This window comes from Arthrobacter dokdonellae, from assembly GCF_003268655.1.
GTDB lineage: Bacteria > Actinomycetota > Actinomycetes > Actinomycetales > Micrococcaceae > Specibacter > Specibacter dokdonellae.
Window position 1 is genome coordinate 3,097,025 of sequence record NZ_CP029642.1, and the last position, 22,156, is coordinate 3,119,180.

23 protein-coding genes and 2 pseudogenes are annotated in these 22,156 nt (G+C 63.2%); 20 read left to right on the forward strand and 5 right to left on the reverse strand.

Features of this window, described 5'->3' with window-relative positions:
* Nucleotides 1-165 precede the first annotated feature (165 nt).
* From DMB86_RS13740 to DMB86_RS13760, 6 genes and pseudogenes are all read left to right on the forward strand, one after another.
* Nucleotides 166-531: a carboxymuconolactone decarboxylase family protein gene (locus DMB86_RS13740; RefSeq protein ID WP_113718309.1), complete on the forward strand. Its 366-nt coding sequence runs from the start codon at nucleotides 166-168 to the stop codon at nucleotides 529-531.
* 91 nt (nucleotides 532-622) lie between these two features.
* Entirely contained in the window at nucleotides 623-883 is a 261-nt protein-coding gene (locus tag DMB86_RS21075; RefSeq protein ID WP_236783336.1) for a sigma factor-like helix-turn-helix DNA-binding protein, read from the forward strand.
* Nucleotides 884-915: 32 nt separating this feature from the next.
* On the forward strand, nucleotides 916-1,230 hold the full coding sequence (locus tag DMB86_RS21080; protein ID WP_227878379.1) for a sigma-70 family RNA polymerase sigma factor family protein: 315 nt from the start codon (nucleotides 916-918) through the stop codon (nucleotides 1,228-1,230).
* A 796-nt stretch (nucleotides 1,231-2,026) separates the two neighbouring features.
* On the forward strand, nucleotides 2,027-2,269 hold the full coding sequence (locus tag DMB86_RS20635; RefSeq protein WP_171814501.1) for a DUF1801 domain-containing protein: 243 nt from the start codon (nucleotides 2,027-2,029) through the stop codon (nucleotides 2,267-2,269).
* 175 nt (nucleotides 2,270-2,444) lie between these two features.
* A pseudogene (locus DMB86_RS13755) lies at nucleotides 2,445-2,891 on the forward strand (Clp protease N-terminal domain-containing protein); the annotation flags it as partial.
* A gap of 667 nt (nucleotides 2,892-3,558) precedes the next feature.
* Nucleotides 3,559-5,064: a hypothetical protein gene (locus DMB86_RS13760; protein WP_129545541.1), complete on the forward strand. Its 1,506-nt coding sequence runs from the start codon at nucleotides 3,559-3,561 to the stop codon at nucleotides 5,062-5,064.
* Nucleotides 5,065-5,507: 443 nt separating this feature from the next.
* Here DMB86_RS13760 and DMB86_RS13765 read toward each other — a convergent pair whose 3' ends face one another.
* On the reverse strand, nucleotides 5,508-6,014 hold the full coding sequence (locus DMB86_RS13765; RefSeq protein WP_113718312.1) for an SRPBCC domain-containing protein: 507 nt from the start codon (nucleotides 6,012-6,014) through the stop codon (nucleotides 5,508-5,510).
* Nucleotides 6,011-6,331 carry an ArsR/SmtB family transcription factor gene (locus tag DMB86_RS13770; RefSeq protein ID WP_113718313.1) on the reverse strand — a complete coding sequence of 107 codons (321 nt, stop codon included), beginning with the start codon at nucleotides 6,329-6,331 and terminating at the stop codon, nucleotides 6,011-6,013. Before DMB86_RS13770 ends, DMB86_RS13765 begins: the two co-directional genes overlap by 4 nt.
* Before the next feature lie 484 nt (nucleotides 6,332-6,815).
* Between DMB86_RS13770 and DMB86_RS13775 the strand changes: the two genes are divergently transcribed.
* A complete protein-coding gene (locus DMB86_RS13775) occupies nucleotides 6,816-8,273 on the forward strand; it encodes a purine-cytosine permease family protein (protein ID WP_227878380.1) in 1,458 nt (485 codons plus the stop codon).
* A 608-nt stretch (nucleotides 8,274-8,881) separates the two neighbouring features.
* Here DMB86_RS13775 and DMB86_RS21085 read toward each other — a convergent pair.
* Complete coding sequence (locus tag DMB86_RS21085; protein ID WP_227878381.1) at nucleotides 8,882-9,217, reverse strand: helix-turn-helix domain-containing protein; 336 nt, start codon at nucleotides 9,215-9,217, stop codon at nucleotides 8,882-8,884.
* Here DMB86_RS21085 and DMB86_RS21090 point away from each other — a divergent pair.
* The 3 genes from DMB86_RS21090 to DMB86_RS13795 all read left to right on the forward strand — a co-directional run bounded on the left by DMB86_RS21090 (nucleotide 9,110) and on the right by DMB86_RS13795 (nucleotide 11,399).
* Nucleotides 9,110-9,688, forward strand: coding sequence for a CoA transferase (locus DMB86_RS21090; RefSeq protein ID WP_227878382.1), 579 nt, complete (start codon nucleotides 9,110-9,112; stop codon nucleotides 9,686-9,688). The genes DMB86_RS21085 and DMB86_RS21090 overlap by 108 nt on opposite strands.
* 228 nt (nucleotides 9,689-9,916) lie before the next feature.
* Nucleotides 9,917-10,744, forward strand: coding sequence for a class I SAM-dependent methyltransferase (locus DMB86_RS13790; RefSeq protein ID WP_113718315.1), 828 nt, complete (start codon nucleotides 9,917-9,919; stop codon nucleotides 10,742-10,744).
* A gap of 166 nt (nucleotides 10,745-10,910) precedes the next feature.
* The gene (locus DMB86_RS13795; RefSeq protein WP_113718316.1) at nucleotides 10,911-11,399 is read left to right on the forward strand and encodes a VOC family protein; all 489 of its coding nucleotides are present in this window, start codon (nucleotides 10,911-10,913) and stop codon (nucleotides 11,397-11,399) included.
* A 241-nt stretch (nucleotides 11,400-11,640) separates the two neighbouring features.
* Here DMB86_RS13795 and DMB86_RS13800 read toward each other — a convergent pair whose 3' ends face one another.
* On the reverse strand, nucleotides 11,641-11,928 hold the full coding sequence (locus DMB86_RS13800; RefSeq protein WP_227878383.1) for a helix-turn-helix domain-containing protein: 288 nt from the start codon (nucleotides 11,926-11,928) through the stop codon (nucleotides 11,641-11,643).
* Nucleotides 11,929-11,993: 65 nt separating this feature from the next.
* On the opposite strand from DMB86_RS13800, the gene DMB86_RS13805 reads away from it, so the two are divergent.
* The 5 genes and pseudogenes from DMB86_RS13805 to DMB86_RS13825 all read left to right on the forward strand — a co-directional run bounded on the left by DMB86_RS13805 (nucleotide 11,994) and on the right by DMB86_RS13825 (nucleotide 16,869).
* Nucleotides 11,994-12,266, forward strand: a complete 273-nt coding sequence (locus DMB86_RS13805) for a CoA transferase (protein WP_227878761.1) — start codon at nucleotides 11,994-11,996, stop codon at nucleotides 12,264-12,266.
* 77 nt (nucleotides 12,267-12,343) lie between these two features.
* Nucleotides 12,344-13,505 (forward strand): annotated as a pseudogene (locus DMB86_RS13810) (acyl-CoA dehydrogenase family protein).
* Nucleotides 13,506-13,671: 166 nt separating this feature from the next.
* On the forward strand, nucleotides 13,672-14,466 hold the full coding sequence (locus DMB86_RS13815) for a phosphatase PAP2 family protein (protein ID WP_113718318.1): 795 nt from the start codon (nucleotides 13,672-13,674) through the stop codon (nucleotides 14,464-14,466).
* Entirely contained in the window at nucleotides 14,463-15,272 is an 810-nt protein-coding gene (locus tag DMB86_RS13820; RefSeq protein ID WP_113718319.1) for a DUF1206 domain-containing protein, read from the forward strand. The genes DMB86_RS13815 and DMB86_RS13820 overlap by 4 nt, the downstream gene beginning before the upstream one ends.
* A gap of 1,174 nt (nucleotides 15,273-16,446) precedes the next feature.
* Complete coding sequence (locus tag DMB86_RS13825; RefSeq protein WP_227878384.1) at nucleotides 16,447-16,869, forward strand: cupin domain-containing protein; 423 nt, start codon at nucleotides 16,447-16,449, stop codon at nucleotides 16,867-16,869.
* A gap of 567 nt (nucleotides 16,870-17,436) precedes the next feature.
* Here the strand turns inward: DMB86_RS13825 and DMB86_RS13830 are convergent.
* Entirely contained in the window at nucleotides 17,437-17,682 is a 246-nt protein-coding gene (locus DMB86_RS13830) for a hypothetical protein (protein WP_113718320.1), read from the reverse strand.
* Nucleotides 17,683-17,877: 195 nt separating this feature from the next.
* On the opposite strand from DMB86_RS13830, the gene DMB86_RS13835 reads away from it, so the two are divergent.
* From DMB86_RS13835 to DMB86_RS13860, 5 genes are all read left to right on the forward strand, one after another.
* The gene (locus tag DMB86_RS13835; protein WP_113718321.1) at nucleotides 17,878-18,672 is read left to right on the forward strand and encodes an ABC transporter ATP-binding protein; all 795 of its coding nucleotides are present in this window, start codon (nucleotides 17,878-17,880) and stop codon (nucleotides 18,670-18,672) included.
* Nucleotides 18,665-19,462 (forward strand): ABC transporter permease, encoded by a 798-nt coding sequence (locus DMB86_RS13840; RefSeq protein ID WP_113718322.1) that lies wholly within the window; start codon nucleotides 18,665-18,667, stop codon nucleotides 19,460-19,462. The genes DMB86_RS13835 and DMB86_RS13840 overlap by 8 nt, the downstream gene beginning before the upstream one ends.
* Before the next feature lie 295 nt (nucleotides 19,463-19,757).
* Nucleotides 19,758-20,309: a DUF1214 domain-containing protein gene (locus DMB86_RS13850; RefSeq protein WP_129545542.1), complete on the forward strand. Its 552-nt coding sequence runs from the start codon at nucleotides 19,758-19,760 to the stop codon at nucleotides 20,307-20,309.
* Nucleotides 20,306-20,977, forward strand: a complete 672-nt coding sequence (locus DMB86_RS13855; protein ID WP_113718325.1) for a DUF1254 domain-containing protein — start codon at nucleotides 20,306-20,308, stop codon at nucleotides 20,975-20,977. Before DMB86_RS13850 ends, DMB86_RS13855 begins: the two co-directional genes overlap by 4 nt.
* Nucleotides 20,978-21,081: 104 nt before the next feature.
* Nucleotides 21,082-21,834 (forward strand): Clp protease N-terminal domain-containing protein, encoded by a 753-nt coding sequence (locus DMB86_RS13860; RefSeq protein ID WP_113718326.1) that lies wholly within the window; start codon nucleotides 21,082-21,084, stop codon nucleotides 21,832-21,834.
* Nucleotides 21,835-22,156: the final 322 nt, after the last annotated feature.

A 22,156-nucleotide genomic window follows, 5' to 3' on the forward strand; every position in this document is an offset into this window, starting at 1 on the left:
GGGACCCTTGAGGGACATGACCCCCGAAGTGATCAGGCAGGGACCGGCGTCCGCGGCGGAAGACTACGGGGGCACCCGTGCCATCCTTCGGCATATGTCACGGGCGGGCGTTGGCCGGTGTCTTCATGTTGCAGGAACGAATCCACCAACGACGTAGGAGCAGCAATGACCGGCGAGACACGCATCCCCGCGATGAAGATCACCGGCGCATACGAGGCGCTCGTGAAAGTCGCGGCACGCAAAATGGTGGGCCGCGTTCCCGACTCGATCGGCGTGATGTGGAACAACAAGGCGGTCATGAAAGGCGCCATGGGCATCGGGCGGAAGGTGGAGGGCTGGCATGAGCTCGACCCAAACCTCGCCTCCTACGCCGCCATGGCATCGGCCGCCACGATCGGCTGCAGTTTCTGCCTTGACTTCAACTACTTCATGGCGCACAACCATGGTCTCGACGAGTCGAAGGTCCGCGAAGTGACGTGCTGGCGCGAGGCGGCCGGCCGTCACGGGCGAGGCGTAGGCTGGCGGGCATGAACAGCACCGTTGGCGACGTCGACGACGATCCTTTCCTCGTCCATCGTATGTAGGGGAATGGCTTCCTGAGCCACTCCTGACCGACCCCGACGTGGCGGACGACGTCGAACTTGCGGAGAATGTGTCGATCGCAATGCTCACACTGCTCGAGACGCTCGGTCCGGCCGAGCGTGCCGTCTTCGTGCTGCGTGAGGTGATCGACGTGCCCTACGAGGAGATCGCGGAGGCCGTCGGCAAAACCGGGACTACCGTGCGACAGATTGCACATCGGGCAAAGGACCACATCGCCGCGCGCCGCCGCGGGTGCACGTCGTCCGCTCGGAACATGAGCAAGTTGTCGCCCGCCTTATAGCCGCGCTTAACACTGGCGACCTGCAGGGGCTCATGGACGCGCTCGCGCCCGACGTCGTTTCCGTCGCCGACAGCGGCGGCAAGGTCCGCCGTGCCGCCCGGCGACCGGTGGTCGGGGCGGTGCGACTGGCGCGTTACCTCGTCGGCGGAATGGCCAAGGCCCCGGGCAGGCTCGCCGCGACGGCCACGTGGATCAACGGCCAACCCGGCATCCGGATGGAGTTGGACGGGCAACTCGTCGGGGCAACGAGCCTCACCATCGAGAACGGTAAGGTCACGCGGATCTACTCGATCGCGAACCCCGACAAGCTCAGCCGACTCGACGAAGCCACCACCCTCAGCCGTTAATGACGCCATCGCCTCGAATGAACATCGAGAGTCCCAACGCGCACGCCGAAACTGAGGTGACTGGGCACTCGACGCCCATCTGCCTCCGAGTGCTTCGGCGGATTCACCACGTGCCGCCGGATGCGTGGTCATCGAACGCCGCGACGTAGCCCCCTCCCCCACCGCGCCCGCTGAAGCAAGGGGACCCGTAGGAAAGTGCGCCGCCAGTCGAGCCGCGCGGCGCACCTGCACCTTTGATCCTTGGCGCGTATGCCCCATAGCCGGCCCGGCGAGCGTGATGATTGACGAGTTTGCGATCAAGCCTCCCGGGCGAAACGGCATCAAAAGGCACACTACGTGGCACGCCCCGTCGAAGTCGATCCCCAGTGAGGGGAGAGCCTCCTTGTCCAGCCGGGTCAAGCCCTGGGTGGACTACCGGTCCCTGTGGCTTTTGAAGAGCCACAATGCAATCGCAGAACGCACCACCAGCGTCCGACGGTCCGTCAAGCCCGGAAGGACTGGCCCTGCCGCGACAGATTCCGGAGGCACGCGTAGTATGCCGATATGACCAGCAGGGAGACCGGTGGAGGGGAAGCTCGAAAGCCGGCCAGGCGCACCGACGCGCACGAAGGTGCCCCCTTCACTTTGCCGGCGGCCATGACAGGCACGGCAAGCCCCGCGAAAGCGGCGGTCGGCGACAAGCCGGTCTTCGCATACATCGCCAGCCTGCCACAGCCGCAACGGGGCATCGCCGAAGCTGTCGACGCTCTGGCGGCCAAGTCGCTCCCGGGCCTGCAGCGGTCCGTGAAGTGGGGGCATGGCGTACTACGGCGTCGGCGACGGCTGGAACTTTAGCTGTGGCGGCTTTGCCACCCACGTCAAACTCATGTTTATCAATGGCGCGACGCTCGATCCGGTTCCGCCGGTGACACCCGTCGGGATGGGCAAGGCGGCACGAGGCGTTGAGATTGAATCCTTGGACGGCATCGATGAACACCAGATTACGGCCTGGATGGCACAGGCCGCGTCCGTGCCCGGCGTTGGGGGCAAGAAACATTGAGGTAGGGGATGCTGCCAAAGTGGGACGACCACTGGCCGCTCGAAACGCCGAAAACCACATACGCAGCGACATCCATTTGATCGTCCGCTGGGCACCCTTGAACGGAACGAAAGACCCCATGCCGGGCGGCAGCTGGGTAGCATCAGGGGAAGCCATGGTCAGGGGGCGGACGTAAATGTTTGAGCGCTTTACTGATCGGGCCAGGCGCGTTCTGGTGCTGGCACAGGAAGAGGCCCGCCTGCTCAACCACGATCACTTGGGGACGGAACACATCCTGGCCGGCCTCATCCGCGCAGGCGGCGGGGTTGCCGCAATGGCCCTTGAATCCTCGAATGTCTTCCTCGATGACGTTCGGAGACAGGTGCAGGGGATCGTCGGTCAGGGGCGGCAGCCCTGCAATGGGAGCATCCCATTCACCGGCCATTCCAAAGCCGTGTTGGAGTTCTCGATGAGTGAGTCGATGATGCTCGAACACGACGACACTGACACCGAGCACATCCTGTTGGGCCTGATCCACGGCGGTGAAGGCGTGGCTGTGCAGGTGTTGGTGAAGCTTGGGGCCGATCCGAATGCGATCCGCCAGCAGGTCATCCGGATACTCGCCGGCTACCAAGGCGATGACGCCGACGACGACTGAACCAATGCCGAACCACAACTGCGACAGTGTCCTTGGGGTGAACTTCCGAGATAAACTGCGCAGGTCCGCAGCCGGTGGCATGCCATCCACCACGTCAATGGACCTGCAAACGGCCGCTCCGGCCTGACGGTTGATCGCTGGGCACCAGGTAGGAACTGCCGGAAGACTCGGTGGAGCGTTTCCAGTGCCCGACCTCAACAGCGAGGCAGAACCCGGTGGAGACCTGGAATCCTCGCACCCACATCAGCGCCTCGACCTCCGGTGCTGTGCCCACGTGACATTCGGGGGTTCATCGTGCGCGTGGCGGCCCGGTCGACGGACCAGTGCGCCAAGGCACCAGAACTACGTCAATTTTCTGTGGCCGCGGGTCATTGTCCTGAGAACAAACCGGTGCTAAGCCGTAAATGAGCTTTGTACGGCATTCCTGGCACTCCAACCAGCCATTGATAGTAGGTGTGAGATGAGCATGTACAAGTTTGGGCGCCGAGCCATCTGGACTGCCGCCGCGGCGGCGTTCGTCACGATTCTCGGGGTCACGGGGGCCGGCTGGACGGTCTCGAGTGAGGCCCAGGCGGGCGCACCGCCCACACAGTCACAGGGGGAGCTGGACTGCAACGGCCACAGCACCATCCAGCAACCTGTGCGGGCATCCATGAACTGCACGGACATAGCCGGAATTGCGGGCGTCGACAACGCCAATACCTGGGGCGGCCGTTTCTACGACAATGGCTACTACATTGGCCATGACGAACCTGATCTGACGTTCCTTTCGTCGCGTCCGGGAACCGGCAACAACGTGACGTGGCTTGAGAAGCTGGGTTCCGATCCAAAGGCCGCGCCCACCGTGGCCAGTCCTGGGTCTGACGTGGCACACTGGTTTGAACTCTCGCCGGCTCCCTGGTTCTCCATGGCGATGTGCGACGCAAATTCCTATCCTCAGCAGGCCTGCGCACCCCAGAGTGATGCCAATGCACCGTCCGCAAGTTACGAAGGCAGCGGCTCCGCATTCATGGAAATGCAGTTTTACCCGCCAGGGTTCGCGCCGTTCTCCGAATCCGTCAGCTGTGACAACGCGCATTGGTGCGCGGCCCTGACCATTGACAGTCTGGAATGCACCTTGGGATTCGCCTCCTGCAATCCGGCCTGCGAGGAACCGGTCAACTTCGCCTTCATCCAAACGAACGGCGTTCCCACCGGGCCGCCAAGCCCCCAGTTGTCGAACACCGCAACATTCACCCCGAACCGCAACACTCTGTTGATGAATCCCGGTGACACGGTGGCGGTCTCGATGAAGAACGCCCCTGTTCCGCACGGCGGAGGCAATGCGTTCAAAGTCAATGTCACGGACTTCACGACTCATCAAACCGGTTATATGCAGGCATCGGCCGCGAACGGTTTCCAAAGAACGTCCATCGCCGATTGCTCGGGCACCCCGACGAACTTCCAGCCCGAGTACTCCACCGCGTCAAAGGCCAACATCGTTCCGTGGGCGGCGCTGCAAACAAACATCAGCACCGAATTTGAAACCGGCCATTTCGAGGCCTGCACAGCGGTTTCCGATGCCGTCTTCAACGGTCTGGGCGGCGCGGGCGACCCGGTCTACAATGAGTGCACGAGCCCCTATGAGACCACCTCGGACACCGGCACCGCGGAGCTAGGCGAGGCAGCGTGCTATCCGATTGGCGACACGCATGGCACACTGGGCACACCACCGAACCTCATCAGCGGTTGCATCGACAGCGTTTACCAAAACGGCGATCTTGACTTTGACGGCACGCCGTACTGGCCGGAGTGGCCCACCAGCACCAGGGCTACCGCCAAGCTCCCGGCCAGTTTCATCCAGTCACCGCCAGTCAGCAGGGGCCGCCTGTATTCCTCCTTCATGTTCCAAACCGACCTGGCGCTGAGCGAGTCAAGCTGCACGGCAACGGACCTGAGTGGCTGTGCAGTTCCCGCACCAAGCAGCCCGGGGAACTTCTACCCCTACTGGAGTGTGGCTAAGTTGTTCGGTGGCGGCTGCGCCATCGAATTCGGCAATGTGTCCGGCCCCGGTGCCAACGATTTCGGCAAGGACGCACAATACGGCACCAATTTGTTCTCAACACTTGGCTACCCGGAGTTTGAGAGCGCCGTCCACCCGAACACCTGTCGATACTGACATCAGTCAATGCCGGCCGAGCCATAAAGGCCATTGCGGACCTAGGCCGACTTATTAAGAAAACCGGAACGGAAGCGTGACGGCCATGGGCGCACACTTCCGTTCCGCCGCGGGCCGCATAAAGTACGCGGCCCGCATGCCGGCTTGCCCCCGAAAACCCACGGCCTCGGCACCGAGGTTGTCGGGGCCGCATCGAGTTGCTGCCGCCCGGCCCGCGAACTGATGTTTCACGAGCGGCCTTGACATTCATAAAGAAGAAGACCCGTGCGCCGGAAGGATTGGGGTGGGTGATGCGCGGCTGCACCCATGGCTGGCCCCAGCAGGAATCAGCTGCTCGACGCCGCGGCCGCGGCCGCCGTCTTCACCCCGTCACCCGTCACTCGAGTCCGTTGATGAAAAGGGCCAGCATGCATTTGAAGATGTCCGCATGCGGGATGACGGAGCTAGGCATCCCGCTGGAATTCCGGTCTGGCTGGCGGGTCCGCGTCGAAGAGTGGCTGTCCGCTCTCGAGCAGCGTCTTCAGGCCGTCAATGACCGTCAGCCATCCGATGCCGCCGATGCTCTTGGCGGTCGTCGGGGAGTTCTCCAGACGGTCGTGCACCGCGGTGGGCAGGCAGACGCCACGGCCCTGTTCCTCGATCAGCCAGGTGCCCCGGCTGCGTGGTTCGGCGGCCATGTCCGCGTCGTAGAGCGAGCGCAAGGGAACGGCCAGCTTGTGCGGCGGGTCGGCCTCTTGGATAATCTCGCCGCCCCACAGGGTGGTGCCGTCGGGCGCGTAGTACCGGAATGGGGTGCCGGTCTCGCCGGTCGTCTGGACGCGGGCTCCGTGGAAGTACCGGATGGTGAACTCCGGTGTGGTGATGGCGTCCCAGATCCGCTGGGCACTCGCCCTGATTAGGACCTGGCAGACCTGGGTTGTGGTGCCGGTGAGCGCGTCCGAGATGGTCATTGCTCGCCGTCCAACTGTGCCTTGAGTTCGGTGAGCGCGCTGACGCGTCGCTCGGTGTACTTGTTGATCCACCGGTCGTGGATCAACTGGATCGGGACCGGGTTGAGGAATAGCAACCGTTCCCGCCCGACCTTGCCGGAGGTGATGAGTCCGGCGTCCTGAAGCACCTTGAGGTGCTTCATTACGCCGAAACGGGTCATCTCCACGTCGGTGTCCAATTCGCCGAGCGCCCGGCCGTCGCGCTCGAAGAGCTGGTCCAGCAGGCGGCGGCGGGTCGGGTCGGCCAATGCTTTAAAGACCGGATCGTCGTCGTCCATGCATTAATGATAGGTGACCATTTAGTCACCTATCAAGGGAAGGGCGCGACCCTCAGCCCACCAACCCTTACGGCTGGTGCAATGCGGGCAATGCCGGCAATGCTGCGGTCACCGAAGCCAGTCCAACTAGTCCAGGCACTTCCCGTCCCCGGCACGAACACCGGCGGACACTTCCGCGGCGTCGATCGATTGCCGACCCAGTTCGAGCGAGCCGGCCATCCAACCGCACCCTTAAATCCACCGCCCCATGGTTGGTCGGCTCTATGCATCTGTACTGGAATCAGGAGCCAATACTGTCCGTTTGCCCATATGCGTTGGAACCGTGTCCGGCTTAGGCTGATCGGCGGTTCCTATGTGCTCGTAGTCACACTTGAAAAACTGTGCTAGGGGCCTTTGCGTCAAAAGCAGAGTCCGGCGGCAGAACCAGAAATCCAAGCGCAAGACTGGCACCCATCGGCGTCAGGCCACACTTTCAAGGAGATGGATGATGAGCATTACCGCGGGCCAATCACAGGGGCGAGGGCTTGAAGTCCGGTCCATCGATTATGTGCCGCTCAACGAACGTCACGGAAAGGTCTCCCACATTGGGCCGTTGTGGTTCATGAGCAACGCCCAGATTGCCACGCTGGCTGTAGGGCTGATCAGCATTACCACCGGCGGAAACCTGATCTGGTCACTGATCGCAATCGCGGTGGGGACCTTGGTTGGGACCCTCTTCATGGCAGCCCATTCATCGCAGGGCCCCCAACTTGGGCTTCCGCAAATGATTCAATCCAGGCCCCAGTTCGGCTATATCGGCGCACTGCTGGTGTGGCTGTTCGCGTATTTGCAGTACGCGGGATTTAACATATTCAACACCGTTCTTGCCGGCCAGGCCCTCCAGGGATCCGTCCATGCAGGCACCGGCAGCCTCTGGATAGGGGTCGTAACGATTGTCGCCTTTGCCGTAGCCCTCTTCGGCTACGACCTGATCCATGGCTTTGAGCGCTACTTGACGTACCTGACCATCGCCATGCTCGTTTTGCTGACGGTGACTGCCTTGATCCATCTCCAGATGCCTGTCGGTGCCTTCAACCTCGGCGGCTTTCAGTTGGTGCCCTTCCTGGGCCAGCTGGGCGTCGCCGCCGGATACCAGATTTCATGGGCCATCTACGTCTCGGACTATTCCCGCTACCTTCCGCCGTCCTCGGCCCATGGTACGTTCCGCTGGACATTTTGGGGCAGCGCCCTGGGCGGAATCTGGGTGATGTTCATCGGTGCCTTCATTGCCGCCGCCGCCGGCAAAAACTTCGATACCATCGGCTCGATCAAGGCAACGGCTGACAAGCTGTTCCCCGGGTTCGGATCCATAGCGCTGTTCATTGCCGCACTGGGTCTGGTTTCCGTTACGGCCCTGAACATGTACGGCGGCTCCCTGACCCTGATTTCCTCCTTAGACAGCCTGCGCCGGATCAAGCCAACCCTCAAGCTGAGGGTCATCACGATCCTGATCACGGCCGCGATCTCGCTGGTCTTCGCGAACCTTGCCTCTGCGGACTTCCTTGCCAACTTTAACGACTTCCTACTTCTAGTCCTGTATTTCTTCATCCCCTGGACCGCAGTGAACCTTACGGACTACTTCATCGTCCGCAAAGGACACTATGCCATCGCCGAGATCTTCAAACCGGCCGGCATATACGGACGTTGGGGATGGCCGGGCATCGCAGCCTACCTGGTCGGGTTCATTGCCATGGTTCCATTCTTCTCCGCCGGCACCCTCTTCGTCGGTCCCGTGGCTGCCGCAATGAACGGCGCCGACATCTCACTGTTCATCGGACTTCCAGTCTCTGCCGGGCTTTACTGGCTGCTCACCCGAACGATTGATGTGGCCGCCGAAACCCAGCTTGCCCAGGCCCAGGCCGCCGAGCTGGAAACAGCCGCCAGCAAACACATACTCCCCTAAACGCTTCCCCGAAGGCTGGCCGATGACAGCCGGCTCCAGGCGAAAGCCACCGTGGTACGCCCACCGATTAAGGTATGAGGGCCGACGGCGTTCTCGGCGCGTCGTACGCCGTGGCCGCCCACGGCGGGTTTCCACGAGCCCCCGTTACTGGGCACTGCCAGCCCGTCCCGGGCCGTAACCAGCGACACGCCGAACAGACCGACCCGCTCAGGAGGCACCACAGGGCCGGTGACGTCGTCGAGGGTGAAAAGAAAAGGATGTCCCGACAATGAAAAGAGACGCAGCGGAGAAGTCCACAAGGGTGTAGATGACCTCGATGGTGGCGTACCACCGCGAGTGCGCTGGGCTTTTGTGGCTGCGGGAGGGATCAAATAAACGCATCTATTCTCATTTTCCATGGCCGATTGCGAAACAAATTGCGCCGGCCCGCGTCACCCCACAGGGACGCGTTCCGGCGGCGAATCATGACTGGACTTGTGTCCTTCGCACGGGACGAGGGTACGCGGCCAGTAACACATCGTGCTGGAATCACGTTGGAGCCACAAGACAATACGCGATTTATCGAGATAAAATCGTGGCGTCACATTCGAGGCCGACGAATAGTGGGGCTATTCCTTGTTCCGTTCCTGAAGGGCCAGAATTCGATCTTGGTACGCCAGGTACAAATTGGCAATGAGTGATGAATTTGTGAGTTTGCCCTGGAGCAGCTCCTCCGCCTTTCGAAACCGGTAGCGCACGGTATTGGGATGGACGAACAGGGACTTGGCCGGATGGGCAACGACCATCCCTCGATCGTGCCTTGCCAGCTCCTTGAGTGAGCCGACGCGGCCCTGACCGTGGCCTGCGGCAACGACGGACAATTCACCAAGCTGGCCCGGGTCCTGGGAATTCCCGACATCGCGGTGGATCCGCGCTTCGCCACTAACAATGCCCGCGTGGCCCACCGCCAGAAACCCGTGCGCCGCCAGATCCGCAACCCCATCACCTGGACCCCGGCCATCCCCCTCCGCACCAAGCCCCACCACAACCGGGCGAACACGACACCGCAATACGGACCTGGCTCGAAAACCGTCCCTCCCCAGCCACCACCACACCCCGCACCTGACCCGACCTGCCACACAGGTCCCGCCCTGCGGCTGTCCCCCAATGGGCCCAGTGTTGCCTCAATGCTGAACTTCGTCCTGAACCCGAACACCGAACACCGAACACCGAACACCGAACACCGAACACCGAACACCGAACACCGAAGCAGCGTCCCACCTTCGTGCAGTCTCCGGACCCGTCCCGCCGGACAATCCCACCACCGCATGACTGGGGCCTGGCGGCCACACGCGGGCCTCGGCCATGTTCGTCACGGTAACTGTGGCACCGGCTTCGGTAACCCGGTCACAGCCACGTACCGGGCGTGTTCGTAAAAGCCGCTTCCTAGAATCTCGGCGTCCCTGGACAGGGAAAGTTACGGTGCCTGCTGTGGTCCGGAAATTAGATGGAATTGCACTGGTGGGCGCCCGGCCGTTGAAGCTGATCGACGCCTGCCGCCATTGTCAGCGACTGGCGCTGGCCGGCGGGTATGCGGCCTCCGAACCCCATACCTTGCCGGTAACCATCACCTCGACGACAGCCGCGGTCGGTAGGGTGGAGAAATGACCCCACATGACCACTCATCCGAGCGCGCGTCGACCGTCAGCACGGGTCGGTGGATTGCGGCCGCGAGAGCGTTCGAGACTGCCCGGCCGGACCGGCTTTTCAATGACCCGTGGGCCGATGTCCTGGCCGGAGACGTTGGCAGGGCCACCCTGGAAGCCGCGGACTACAACCCATTCCTTCCCGTCCGTACCCGATATATTGACGACCGCATCATCGGAGCCGCCCGGAAGAACTCGCAAATTGTCCTCCTGGGCGCAGGCCTGGACACCAGGGCCTTCCGACTGCCCCTCCCCGCTGGCTGCACCGTGTTCGAAATCGACTTTGAGGAGGCATTCACGAAAAAGGAAGAACTGCTCCGCACTGTGCCAGCGGCCTGTGAACGCCGCTGTGTCCACGCCGATCTGTCGGAAGCCTGGAGCGGATTCCTTCTGGAGGCAGGCTTTGACCGGCACGCACCCGCGATCTGGGTTGCCGAGGGGCTCTTCTTCTACCTGACGGCGGCCACGGTCGAATCCCTCCTCCACAATGCCGCGGCACTGTCCGCTGAAGGATCCACCTTTCTCGCGGACACCTTTGGCACCGGGCTCCTGGCATTGAAGGGACTGGCTCCGCTGGTGGCCATGCGCAAAGGCACCGGCCGGCCCCTCCCCTTTTGCACCGACGAACCCGAGGCCCTCTTTCGGGCCGCGGGATGGACCAGCACCTCGGTGGTCCAACCCGGGCAGCCCACCGCCAACTTCGGTCGGCTCACCCAGCCACCCGAAAAAGCCGAAGCCGGGCTGCAAATCACCCTCCGAACCCACCTGGTGACGGCCTCCCTTTGAGGCGCCGGCTGAGGATCGGTCCGCTAACCGGCGCGACGTCCGAAAACGAACCCGGCGCGGCCGAAGCCGTGTGTGTGAGGCTGTGTGCGCGAACCTTCGTGGGTCTGGCATCGGTGCAGGCCCGCGAGTATCGTCGATGATAGCCCGCACCCCGAGGAGGCGCCCCATGAGCGAGCAGAAATCGGCTGTCAACGCGGTTCCGGAACACTTGCACACGGTCACGCCGAGGTTGGTCGTCCACGACGGTGGCCGAGCGATCGAGTTCTATCGGGCCGCCTTCGGAGCCACGGAGATTGGTGAGCGCTTTACCGATCCCCAGGGTGCCCTCATTCATGCCGAGATACGTATCGGGGATTCAGTGGTCATGATCAGCGAAGAAACCGCGGACGGTGCCCCGGCCCAGGCACCAAAGTCGCTGAATGGTGCAGCCACAGCGATAATGGCAACCTACTGGGCCGACGTCGACACAGCCTGGGAGCGGGCCGTTACGGCAGGCGCCGAGGTCATCTACCCACTGGCCGATCACTTCTACGGCGAGCGTGGCGGCCGGCTACGCGACCCGTTCGGTCAGCAATGGATGCTCAGCCAACACATCGAAAACGTGACAACCGCAGAAATGAACCGTCGCGCGGCGCAGTACTTCACCACTAACTGAAATCACGCCGGAGCGTTGCGCATCCTCCGGGCCAAAGCCGATGCCGGACGCCGGGCTGCCCGCGTTCATGCGATGAGCCGGCTGCGGGCGAACGGGGAGGCCGCTTGAGCCGGTGCCCCGGCTGTCCGGTGCCCCAGCTGTCCGGGTGCAGGTGCCCGGTCCCGGGGTGGGGACGTGCCAGTGGCGGTTTCCCAGGCGCCGCACGGCAGCCGGGCTTTGCGGATCGTTGCCGGTCGTCATTTCACGGCCCGGTGTCCATGGCGTGGTGGATCTGGAGGGCAATCCAGGCTTGGGCCAGCCCCGACGTTTCGGTCAGATCAAGACCCGTCAGTTCACTGATTTTTCGGATGCGGTAAATGATGGTTTGTCGGTGGACGAAGAGGGCGGTGGCGGTCTTTTGCCAGGAGCGCTGGTGGGCGAGGTATGCGTCCAATGTGAGGATGAGGTCTGGTTTGCGTCCCCTCTCGTACTCAATGACGGGTCCGAGCACATGCTGGACCAGGGCCTGGCCCTCGGCGAAACTGGTCAAGCCCAGCCAGGACGGCCCCTGGGCGTAGCGCACCAGCCCGCGGCCACGACGGGCAATTCACCAAACTGGCCCGCGCCCTGGGCCTGCCCCACCTTGCGGCCGATCCGCGCTTCGCCACCAACAACGCCCGCGTGGCCCACCGCCAGGAACTGATCCCGATCCTGGAAGACGCCCTGTCCGCCGACACCGCCATCCACTGGCAGGACAGGCTCACGGACGCCGGAGTCCCGGCAGGACACGTCTCCGGAATCGACCAAGGCCTCCAGCACGCCCAAACCCTGGGACTGGAACCGCGACGGCCTGCAGCTGCTCCGCGACGCCATCATGGCGGTGGATAAAGCCCATCAGGATCCCCACACCGCAGCCGCACTTGCCGCTGTCTGACACGCCCTCCCCCACACCCTTGGTGAACACCATGACCGAAACATCCGACCTGCTCGACACCGACTCCCTCTTCACCGCCGGGGAGCGGGCACTGCGGGACACGGTCCGCGGTTTCGTGGACGAGCGCATCCGCCCCAACATCGCCAGCTGGTTTGAAATGGCCATCTTCCCGCAGGACATCGTCAAGGAAATGGCGGGCATGGGCCTGTTGGGCATGCATCTGCAGGGTTATGGCTGCCCCGGGCGCTCCGCCGTCGAGTACGGCCTCGCCGCCATGGAGCACGAGGCGGGGGATTCGGGCCTGCGCACCTTTGTCAGCGTCCAGGGCTCCTTGGCCATGAGCGCCATCCACAAGCACGGCTCCGAGGAGCAAAAAACCGAATGGCTGCCCCGCATGGCCGCCGGCGACGTGATCGGCTGCTTTGGCCTGACCGAACCCACCGCCGGCTCCGACCCGGGCAGCATGAAGACCTTCGCCCCCCCGCGACGGGGACGACTGGGTCATCAACGGCTCCAAGCGCTGGATCGGCATGGCTTCGATCGCCCAGCTCGCTATCATCTGGGCGCAGACCTCCGACGGCGTCCGCGGCTTCATCGTTCCCACCGGCACCCCCGGGTTCACGGCCACACCCATCGAAGCGAAGCTCTCCATGCGCGCCTCAATCCAGTGCGACATCGAACTCACCGACGTGCGGCTGCCCGCCATAGCGCTCCTGCCCAACGCCAAAGGCCTGCGCGGCCCCTTATAAGTGCCTCAACGAAGCCCGCTACGGCATCATCGGGGGGCCATGGGTGCCGCCCGGGACAGCTACGAAACCGTAGTCCATTACTCCCAGGAACGGCTGCAGTTCGACAAGCCACTGGCCGGCTACCAGCTCACCCAGGAAAAGCTGGTCACTATGGCACTGGAAATCAATAAGGGCATGCTGCTCGCCCTGCAGATCGGCCGCCTCAAGGAAGCCGGCAAGCTCAAGTCACACCACATCTCCGCCGGCAAGCTGAACAACTGCCGCGAAGCGATCACCATCTGCCGCGACGCCCGGGCCATGCTCGGCGGCAACGGCATCACGCTGGACTATTCCCCGCTGCGCCATGCCAACAACCTCGAATCCGTGCGGACCTATGAAGGCACGGACGAAGTCCACACGCTGATCCTTGGCAACCACATCACCGGCATCCCTGCCTTCCGCTAGGGAGCAGTCCATGACAACAACAGCGCAAACAACGGTGACACCGGCAGCCGAACTCCGCGCCTGGTGTTCCCCCGGTGACAGGATCGCGGCATACTTTATTCAGTCACCCGGTTAACGCGGGATTCGCACACCAGCCGACCTACCGGCCGGCCTTAAGGAGAAGCGTATGAGCCACACGGGCGCGTCAAGGAAAAACCCGCCGGAGCAGGATGGCCATCAGTCTTGGCATCAAAAGTTCATCGTTGAGGAACGTTTTGTTCCGGTTGCCGTCCGCAAACGGTTCTATGCCACCTCGGTGGTGCTGGTGGTGATCGGACTGGCCATGTTTTTGGTCCTCCTTGAAGCCGTCTTGACGCACACGGGGTTCCAACGTTTGGACCAGCCCGTCAACACCTGGTTCATGGCCCTGCGCTCCCCCGCGCTGACTGCCGTCATGGTGGCACTCGCTGTTATTTTCGGTCCCATAGCCCTGCCGATCATCGTCTTGGTCGTCGTCGTGGCCTGGACCTTGTTGGCCAAACACGCCTGGCGTCCTCTTCTCCTTGCTGCCGGCATGGCCACCGGCGTGGTGCTGGCCGAAGTCATCGCCCACCTCGTCCGCCACCCGCGACCGCCGGTCAACCTGATGCTCCTCGGCGCTGACAGCACCTTCTCATTTCCATCCGGCCATGTCCTGGGCACGTCGGATTTCCTGCTCATCCTGGCGTTTCTGATCGCCAGCCGGCGTCAAACAACAGCCCTCACCGTGGTCTTATTCAGCGTCGCCGGCGTCGTCATCCTTGCGCAAGTAGCCAGCCGGCTCTACCTGGGCTACCACTGGATCACGGACACCACCGCGTCCATGGCCCTTGCCCTGGTCATTCTGGGCGTCATCATGGCGATCGACACGGCCAGAACGGTCCGTGTTCGCGGCGAAAGTATTCACGGTGCGCATTCCCAGCCCCAGGTGGACGGCACATGAGGCCCGGCCGGGCGGCCCGCCGGACAGCCAGCCGCGCGCACAACAGCCGGGCGCTGACCTCGGTCGCACGAATCGGGTTCGCTGCCAGCGGACTCATGCACCTGCTGATGGGGTACATCGCCATCCGCATCGCCCTCCACCACGGCGGGGAGTCAGATCAATCCGGAGCCTTCGCCGAGTTGGTCAAACTACCGGGGGGAATGGTGGTCATCTGGGTCACCGTTGCCGGCCTCGCGGCACTGGGACTGTGGCTCCTGCTCCAGGCAGGACTGGGCATCGGGTCCTCGTCGAAGAAACGCTGGGCCCGGAGCCTGGTGTCTCTGGGCAAGGCTGTCGCCTACCTCGCGTTGGCGTTCACCGCCCTTTCCATCGCGCTCCGGCACCCCACCAGCTCCACGACGTCTACCCGCCACGCGACAGGCACGCTGCTGTCCCTTCCCGGCGGCCAGGCCCTGCTCGTTCTCCTTGGCATCATCACGGCCGGCATTGGCGGCTACTTCATCTACAAGGGGGCACGGCAAAAGTTCCGCGAGGACATCACGCTCCCGTCGGGACCCTCCCGGCCCGCCATCACGGTGCTGGCCATGACCGGATACATTGCCAAAGGCATAGCGATCCTCACCCTCGGCGTCCTCTTCGTCGTCGCAGCGGTGAAAGTCGACCCCCAGGATGCCTCAGGTCTCGACGGCGCCCTGAAATCACTGGCCGCCCTGCCGTTCGGCGAAGCAATCCTCATCGTCGTCGCGATCGGACTCATCGCCTATGGACTCTACAGCTTCGCCCGTGCCCGGCTCGCGACACTCTGACAACCGTGAGACAGGGAACCAACCACCGGACCGCCCCCGTTTCTTCCACCCAATATGTGCGCAGAAACGGGGAACGCTGCCGGCAGAATAGCCCGGGCCTTGAGGACCATTTAGAATTTACGGTTCTCTACGGCAGTTGCCTCTAAATGGCCATGCCTGTACATTGGGCAAATGGGAATCGTAATAGCACTTATCGTCGTTGGAATCATATTGCTCGTACTCGGCATTGCAGTGAAGGCTGCAATGTTCCTGCTTTGGATCGGGATTATCCTCCTGGTCGTTGGCGCCGTCATGGCTGTGCTGCGTCAAGTACGCAACAAGGTTTAGTGACGCGAATCGCCCGTATTGCAAAACCCCACCTGAAATATCAGGGTGGGGTTTTGTCTTCCCGGCACGAGGGTATCGCCCTTGAAAGCCCCGATTCACGGATAAGCGAAATGCGCAGGCGCCTGGGTGGGAGGACCTGGAAGGTGCGGGTGGCCTTGCCGATAAGTCACTTGATACTGGGCAACGAAGTACCAAAACGGCTGAAAGGAGGATTCCGGAACGCTTCGACGTCCGTATTGTCCCCATCTGTCATCCGGACCTCGGATTTGGGGTCGGCCGTGGGCCAACTGAAGTAACTTAGGCGTGTTCCGGCAGGGAGTCCGATTCTTCCGTGAAGCCCGCTGTCTCCATGACCGACTAGCGATTCATCGGGGTGGTGCCATAGGCGTTGCAAGGACCGACTGTGCGGGGTCACAACAGCTATGGAACACGCCGGGATGCCATGGGTGGACCGCTGGCAGCAAAAGTTTTGACCACTGGTCTGGTCTGGCCTGGATGCGCGTGGGTGTGACACATGAGCTGGTCCACGGCGTCGAAGTCAAAGACCGTCCATGTAACATTGCATTTCGGAAATGGTCTAGCGCTCGCCCTGCGGCGCTCCGCCGGCAGTCCGGCAGTCCGAAAGAATCGCTTCGGAGTTGTCGGGCGAACGCGGCTGGCAGCCATCCCGCACTTCCCCAACGGGGCCGGGCAGGAAGTGGCCGCGATGAAGATTCCTGGCCGGCGCTTGGAGCTCAGAAAGCGAGAAGTCTCGTTCGGCCCAAACTCGACATTTCAGCGCGTCTGACGCGTTAAGGTGGCTTCCCGTGCAAAAACGACCAGGAATCAAGCAAGCAAGCAAGGAGCAATGATGCTTGAACGATCAGGTGACTACGGCTTTGACTATGAGCTGCACGAGGGTTCACCGGTGCGTATCCAATGGCATTTCCATGGCCAATCGGAGCTGCAGGTTGCGGTGCAGACTTGGGAACTGCCACCGGGCGGATTCGAAGGAATGCATGCCCATACTGAAAACGACACCCCGCTTGAGGAGATCTACATCGTCATCGAAGGTGCGGGACGCATGCGCGTGGATGACGAGACCTTCGACATCGCTGCCGGGGATTCGGTGCTCGCCCGTGTGGGGACGACCCACGACTTGCGCAACACCGGCGACGGGCCGCTCAAAATGCTGATCGTCTGGGGAAAACCAGGGTCAGCGGACTATTCGAATTTTGGCTCCGCAAAGTCGGCAGAGGCCGCACGCGCTCACCGTGCCCGCCCAGCATAGAGTTGCAGGGAATACCTTCGGGGTTCGCGGGACATGAGCCGCCGGGCTCACCTGGGAACGTCCAGCGTCCGCATCTTAGCGTCGGACGGGACCCGACTGCGCCAAAGGACAACATTTGGGTTTCCACCCCTGGGTGGTCCGGCCCAGCGGCTCAAGAACGCCAAGCCAGCCGTCAAAAAAGGGCACCGGCCCGGTCAGGCTGAATTTCATCAAACGCCTGGGCCGCGCAGCGATCCGCAACCTCAGATCCCGTGGTCGGGACAGGCGTCAACGCTTGATCACTCAAGGGCCGGCGAAAACGATGACTCCCCACCGATCACGGATGTTGAGTCGTGCCCACCGCTTGGGCCCGGTCCGGATCCAGATGGGGACGGCTCAGTTCAGGGATCCCTGCGCCAAATTGGTAGTTGGGAGGTCAATGATCGGCACCCTGACCCGTTGAATTGCCCACTGGGGAACCACACAGGGCACGAACGGGCCACCGACGCAGTGGAAGCTGGATCCCCCGCCGCCGGGCTGCCGATTGAGGCAACTCCCGCGCCTGGATGACCGGGCCAAGCCCCAGGCTCAGTCTTTTGGAACCCGGTCCTTGGGCACACGCGAGACCCATGTCCTGGCGCCGCAGTGCGGACAGGTGGCCAGCTTCTGGCTGAACCTATGCGGTGTCAGTGCGGCCACGAAGGGGGAAATGGCGAACGTCTCGCCGCATTGCCCGCACTGGAACTCCGAGTTCCTGTTAAGCACCGCCTGCGCGACGACGTAGAGTGCCAGCACGACGACGATGACAATCACGGGGACCAGGCTACTGTGCATTTCATCATCCTTTGGGGCCGCAGGTAGGGCAGCAGCACAAGAATATGCCTTCCCGGCAACGCCGGAGCAACCGCCGCCCCATCTAACAGCGGAATCATAGGAAACGCACAGCATACGGCCGGGTCCTTGGCGGCGCCTTGACGTAGCCTGTCCTATGAGCGGTCCAGTCAGGGCCCGTTCGCACCGGAAGGCACGATGAACGATCCATTAAGTCCACCGCCTGATCCTGCACCGATCCTGGACGTTGACGGCCTGGTGGTCCGGTACGGGACAAAAACCGCGGTTGAAGGGGTCAACCTTCAGATCAGCCGGGGTGAGATCTTTGGCCTGCTCGGACCGAACGGTGCGGGCAAGACGAGCACACTGAGCGCGATCGAAGGCCTTCTGAAGCCGGCTGCCGGTACCGTCATGGTGGACGGGGTGGACATCCAGCGCGACCCGCTCGCGGCGAAGGCACGCCTGGGCGTTCAGCTGCAGGCCTCCAGTTTCCAGTCGGAGCTGACCATTGAGCAGATCGTGAGGCTGTACGCGGGCCTGTACAGCCTGCGGATCACCAGGGCGGACATCGCCGACCGGATTCGCAGCATCGGGCTCGGTGACGAGCTGGGAAAGACGTTCAAGTCACTCTCCGGCGGGCAGCAACAAAGGTTGTCCCTGCTGATCGCCGTGATCCACGAGCCGATCCTGTTGCTGCTCGATGAGCCAACCTCGGGACTGGACCCGCAGTCACGACGCCAGTTGTGGGACCGCATCGAGACGCTGCGCACCGGCGGCGGCAGCATCCTACTGACGACCCATTCGATGGAAGAAGCGCAGGCAGTGTGCGATCGTGTCGCGATCATCGACCATGGCAGGCTGCTCACCCTCGACACGCCGGCGGGACTGATCGCCAAGCACCGGAACGACCCGCGGGTGGTGCAGGTCGCCCGCGGCGACGTGACCCTTGAAGACGTGTTCATCGGACTGACAGGGAGCGAAATCCGTGGCTGATTCAACCACCACCCCCACCGGCAGCGCGGGCGTCCGCCCGGAGATCGGCCTGATTTTCGGGGCGTTGCTGCGCGCCGACTTCACCGTCTTGCTGCGCAGCGGCCGGACCCTGCTGCTTAACTTCGCGGTCCCAATCTTCATCCTGGTCATCATCGGCCTGCGCGCCCCCAAGGGCGGAGCATCCGCATTCGCCGGTCCCGGGTTCATTGTCGCACTTGCCCTGACGTACGGGCTGATGGCGTCCAGCCTGATCGGCTACTCCAACACGATCGCCCGCGACCGGGAAGCAGGCGTCTTCCAGCGCCTGCGCGTCACCCCGGCCCCCACCTGGGCGATCATGGCCAGCCGCCTGGCCGTGCAGATCATTGTCGACCTCATCATGACCATCATCGTCGTCATCCTCGGCGGCATCATCACCAAGACAGCCTTCAGCCCAGGCCAATATCTCCTGCTGGTGTGTGTGTCGATCCTGGGCGGGGCCATGTTCCTCGCCATTGCCCAGGGACTCGTTGCCCTCGTCAGAAACGCAGCCGTGATCAACGCCGTGGGCCGCATCCTCTACATCGTCTTCCTGCTGCTTGGGCTTCTGGGCGCCAGCGGTATCCTCGGCACCACCCTCCACGCCATCGCCGACTGGTCCCCCGTCGGGGCCATGATCAACCTCTACGCCGGAGTGCTGAATCTCTCCGGCTGGGACTGGACCGACACCAACGGCCTCATCGCCACCGCCGGCTACATCATCATCGGCGCCTTCATCGGCATCCGCTGGTTCCGCTGGGACGCACGGTAAAGACACGGTAAAGACACGGTAAAGTCAGGGGAACGAATGTCGCAGGATGAAAAGGAACCGCCAACGGATTCCGAAGGACCGAACGGAAAGAAGGGCAGACCGTGGTTCCGACGGAACCGGTTCGGCCCGGGATGGCACCCAAGTTCCTGGCAGGGCGGGCTGATACTGGCCGTCGCCGTCGCCGCGATCGTTACCGTTGTCGTGCTGTTCAGAACCGGGGTGCTGTGATGCGGCCGCCGTCGTGAATGGCTTCCTCGCCTGGGTCGCGGGTTCCGGTGTCGTGCAGGGTGTGATCATGGGCCTTACCTTCGCGTACCTGACCACGGTCCTGGCCTTGAACGCCATAGCGAAGACCGAGACCAAGACCGTCAACGGCTGGAGCGCGATCCCCCACGCCGGCCGGCCCGGCAACGGACTGCTGGTGCGGGCGGCACTGCAGAAGGCCCTGCCGGTTGTCAACGTGTTCGAAGAGGCCGCCTACTGGACGGCGACCAGCGATGACGCAGGGGCGCGCCTCAGCGGGGAGCACGCCTATCGCCTTCGCTTTTCGGCCGGCCAGCTTCCACCGACCGACGCCTTCTGGTCGCTCACAGCCACGGACACCGTCGGCTACAAAATCAGCACGCCCATCGGCCGATCGAGCGTGGACAGCCATTCCGGTCTGCTGAAGAACGCCGACGACTCCGTCGACATCCTGCTGCAGCCCAACCAGCCATCCGGTGCCGCACGGAACTGGCTGGCAACGCCGCCAGGCCGGTTCAAGCTCATGCTCCGCGCCTACCTGCCGGGATCCGCCATCATGGACGGCAATTACGAGGTACCGCCGGTGGTTGAGGTCCGGTCATGAATCGCCTGATTCTGAAGCACGGCGCCGCGGTCACTTTCGTCATTCTTGCGCTCTTCGCTTGGGTCATCTACCGGCGGATCGTCGATGGCGGTCTGGACGCGATCATTCCGCTGGCGGTAACGGCCGTGGCAGTGTGGGTGATCGGAACCTTAGCCCTCATCTACTTCTGGCCCCGGATCACGGTCGGCGGCTTCAAGCGCATAATCGTCAGCCGCGGCTTGGGCGGCGGTCCGATCCCCGTCAACACGGTCTACGCCGTGACCGAGAGCGCCTCGCAGTCCGCTTCGTCCGGCAGCGTCATCGCAACCGGCACCGACGACGTTCTATACGTCGGCGGGTGGCTTGATGTAAAGGCCGGACCGCAGGTGCTGCACGTGCCCGAGATGGAAGGCCGCTACTACAGCGTGCAGTTCACCGATCCGGGCAGCGGCGCCAATTTCGCCTACGTCGGCAAACGCACCACCGGCACCACGGCCGGCAACTTCCTTCTCTGCGAACCCAAGTGGGGAGGCCACACGCCCGAAGGGACGACTCGGATCGAAGTGCCGCATCACGCCGCATTGCTCATCGGTCGAGTGTTCGTCGCTGACGAGGGCGATCACGGAGCGGCCTACGCACTCGCCAAACAAATCCAGCTCACACCACTTAAACTCGAGTGCCAACGTTAACCCGGACCAGGTCCACCATCAGGTGGACTTGGCCTCGCGAGCCTGCTGGGGGCTGCCGTCAACCTATGCTTGACGACAGATCACCGTCAATCTACGCTTGACGCATGGAAGATTTTCCCGTCTCACTAGACACTCTGATTGCTTTTGTTCATGCCATCCATCCTGAGGGTGACGCACTGGAGGCACTGTCCGATGCGATCCGCGTCTCGCGCCGCACCGAAGATCAGGCAGATGCGCTCATCGGCCACTTTGTCGACCAGGCCCGTCGGACCGGCGCTTCCTGGAGCCAGATCGGCGAAAGCATGGGGGTCTCGAAGCAGGCCGCACAGCAACGGTTTGTGGCCCGGCCATCCCACCCCATCCCTGGTGGGCAGGGCAGGATCGTCGAGCGGTTCGCTCCGCGCGCCCGCCATGCACTGGTCGTCTCGCGCCGGCTCGCCGCCGACGACGCGCAGGCCACCGAGACCGAGCCGCGCCATATCGTCGGCGCCCTGTTGAGCGAACCGGAAAGCATTGCGGCCGCGGCCATTCGCACACTGGGTGTGAGCGGGGAGAGCTTGTTCGCCGCGCTCCGCCTTCCACCCATCATCGCCGTGGAACCGACCGCGACCACTGAACAGGCCCATTCCCTACAGTTCGGTACCGACGCGAAGAAAATGATCGCGCATGCCCTGGACGTCGCCCTGCACTACGTTCACAACTACATCGGAACGGAGCACCTGCTCCTCTCCGCCGCCGCCGAGGGTCCGGAAAAAGCTGCTCTCGAGGCACTCGGTCTCAGCATCGCCCAACTCCGCCCTGTGATCGAAAACCAACTGACGGCCCGCCGCGAAGCAAAGGAACCCGGACCCCGGTGATGAGGACCGGTGCCAAATGCAACAGACCCTTCGCGGGGACAAAGCATTCAGGTCCGGAGGAGCCTCGCCGCCCCACAGGGGGTGCCGCGTCTGGACCCCGCCAAGGTCGGTGGCCCGACAGGTGAGCGCAGGCCGCGCGGCGAAGTTGTTGGCCTCGAATTCAGCCGGTTGTCCGCCCGCCCAGCTGCGACTCCGCCGCTGCCTAACGCATGGCGGGACGGCGACGGGGGTTCAAGCGAAGGGTTGGGCAGGTCTATGGAATGTGGCGGTTGATCCAGCGCAGCACCGGGCCGAGGACGGGGCGTTCGTGCCAGCGGCGCTG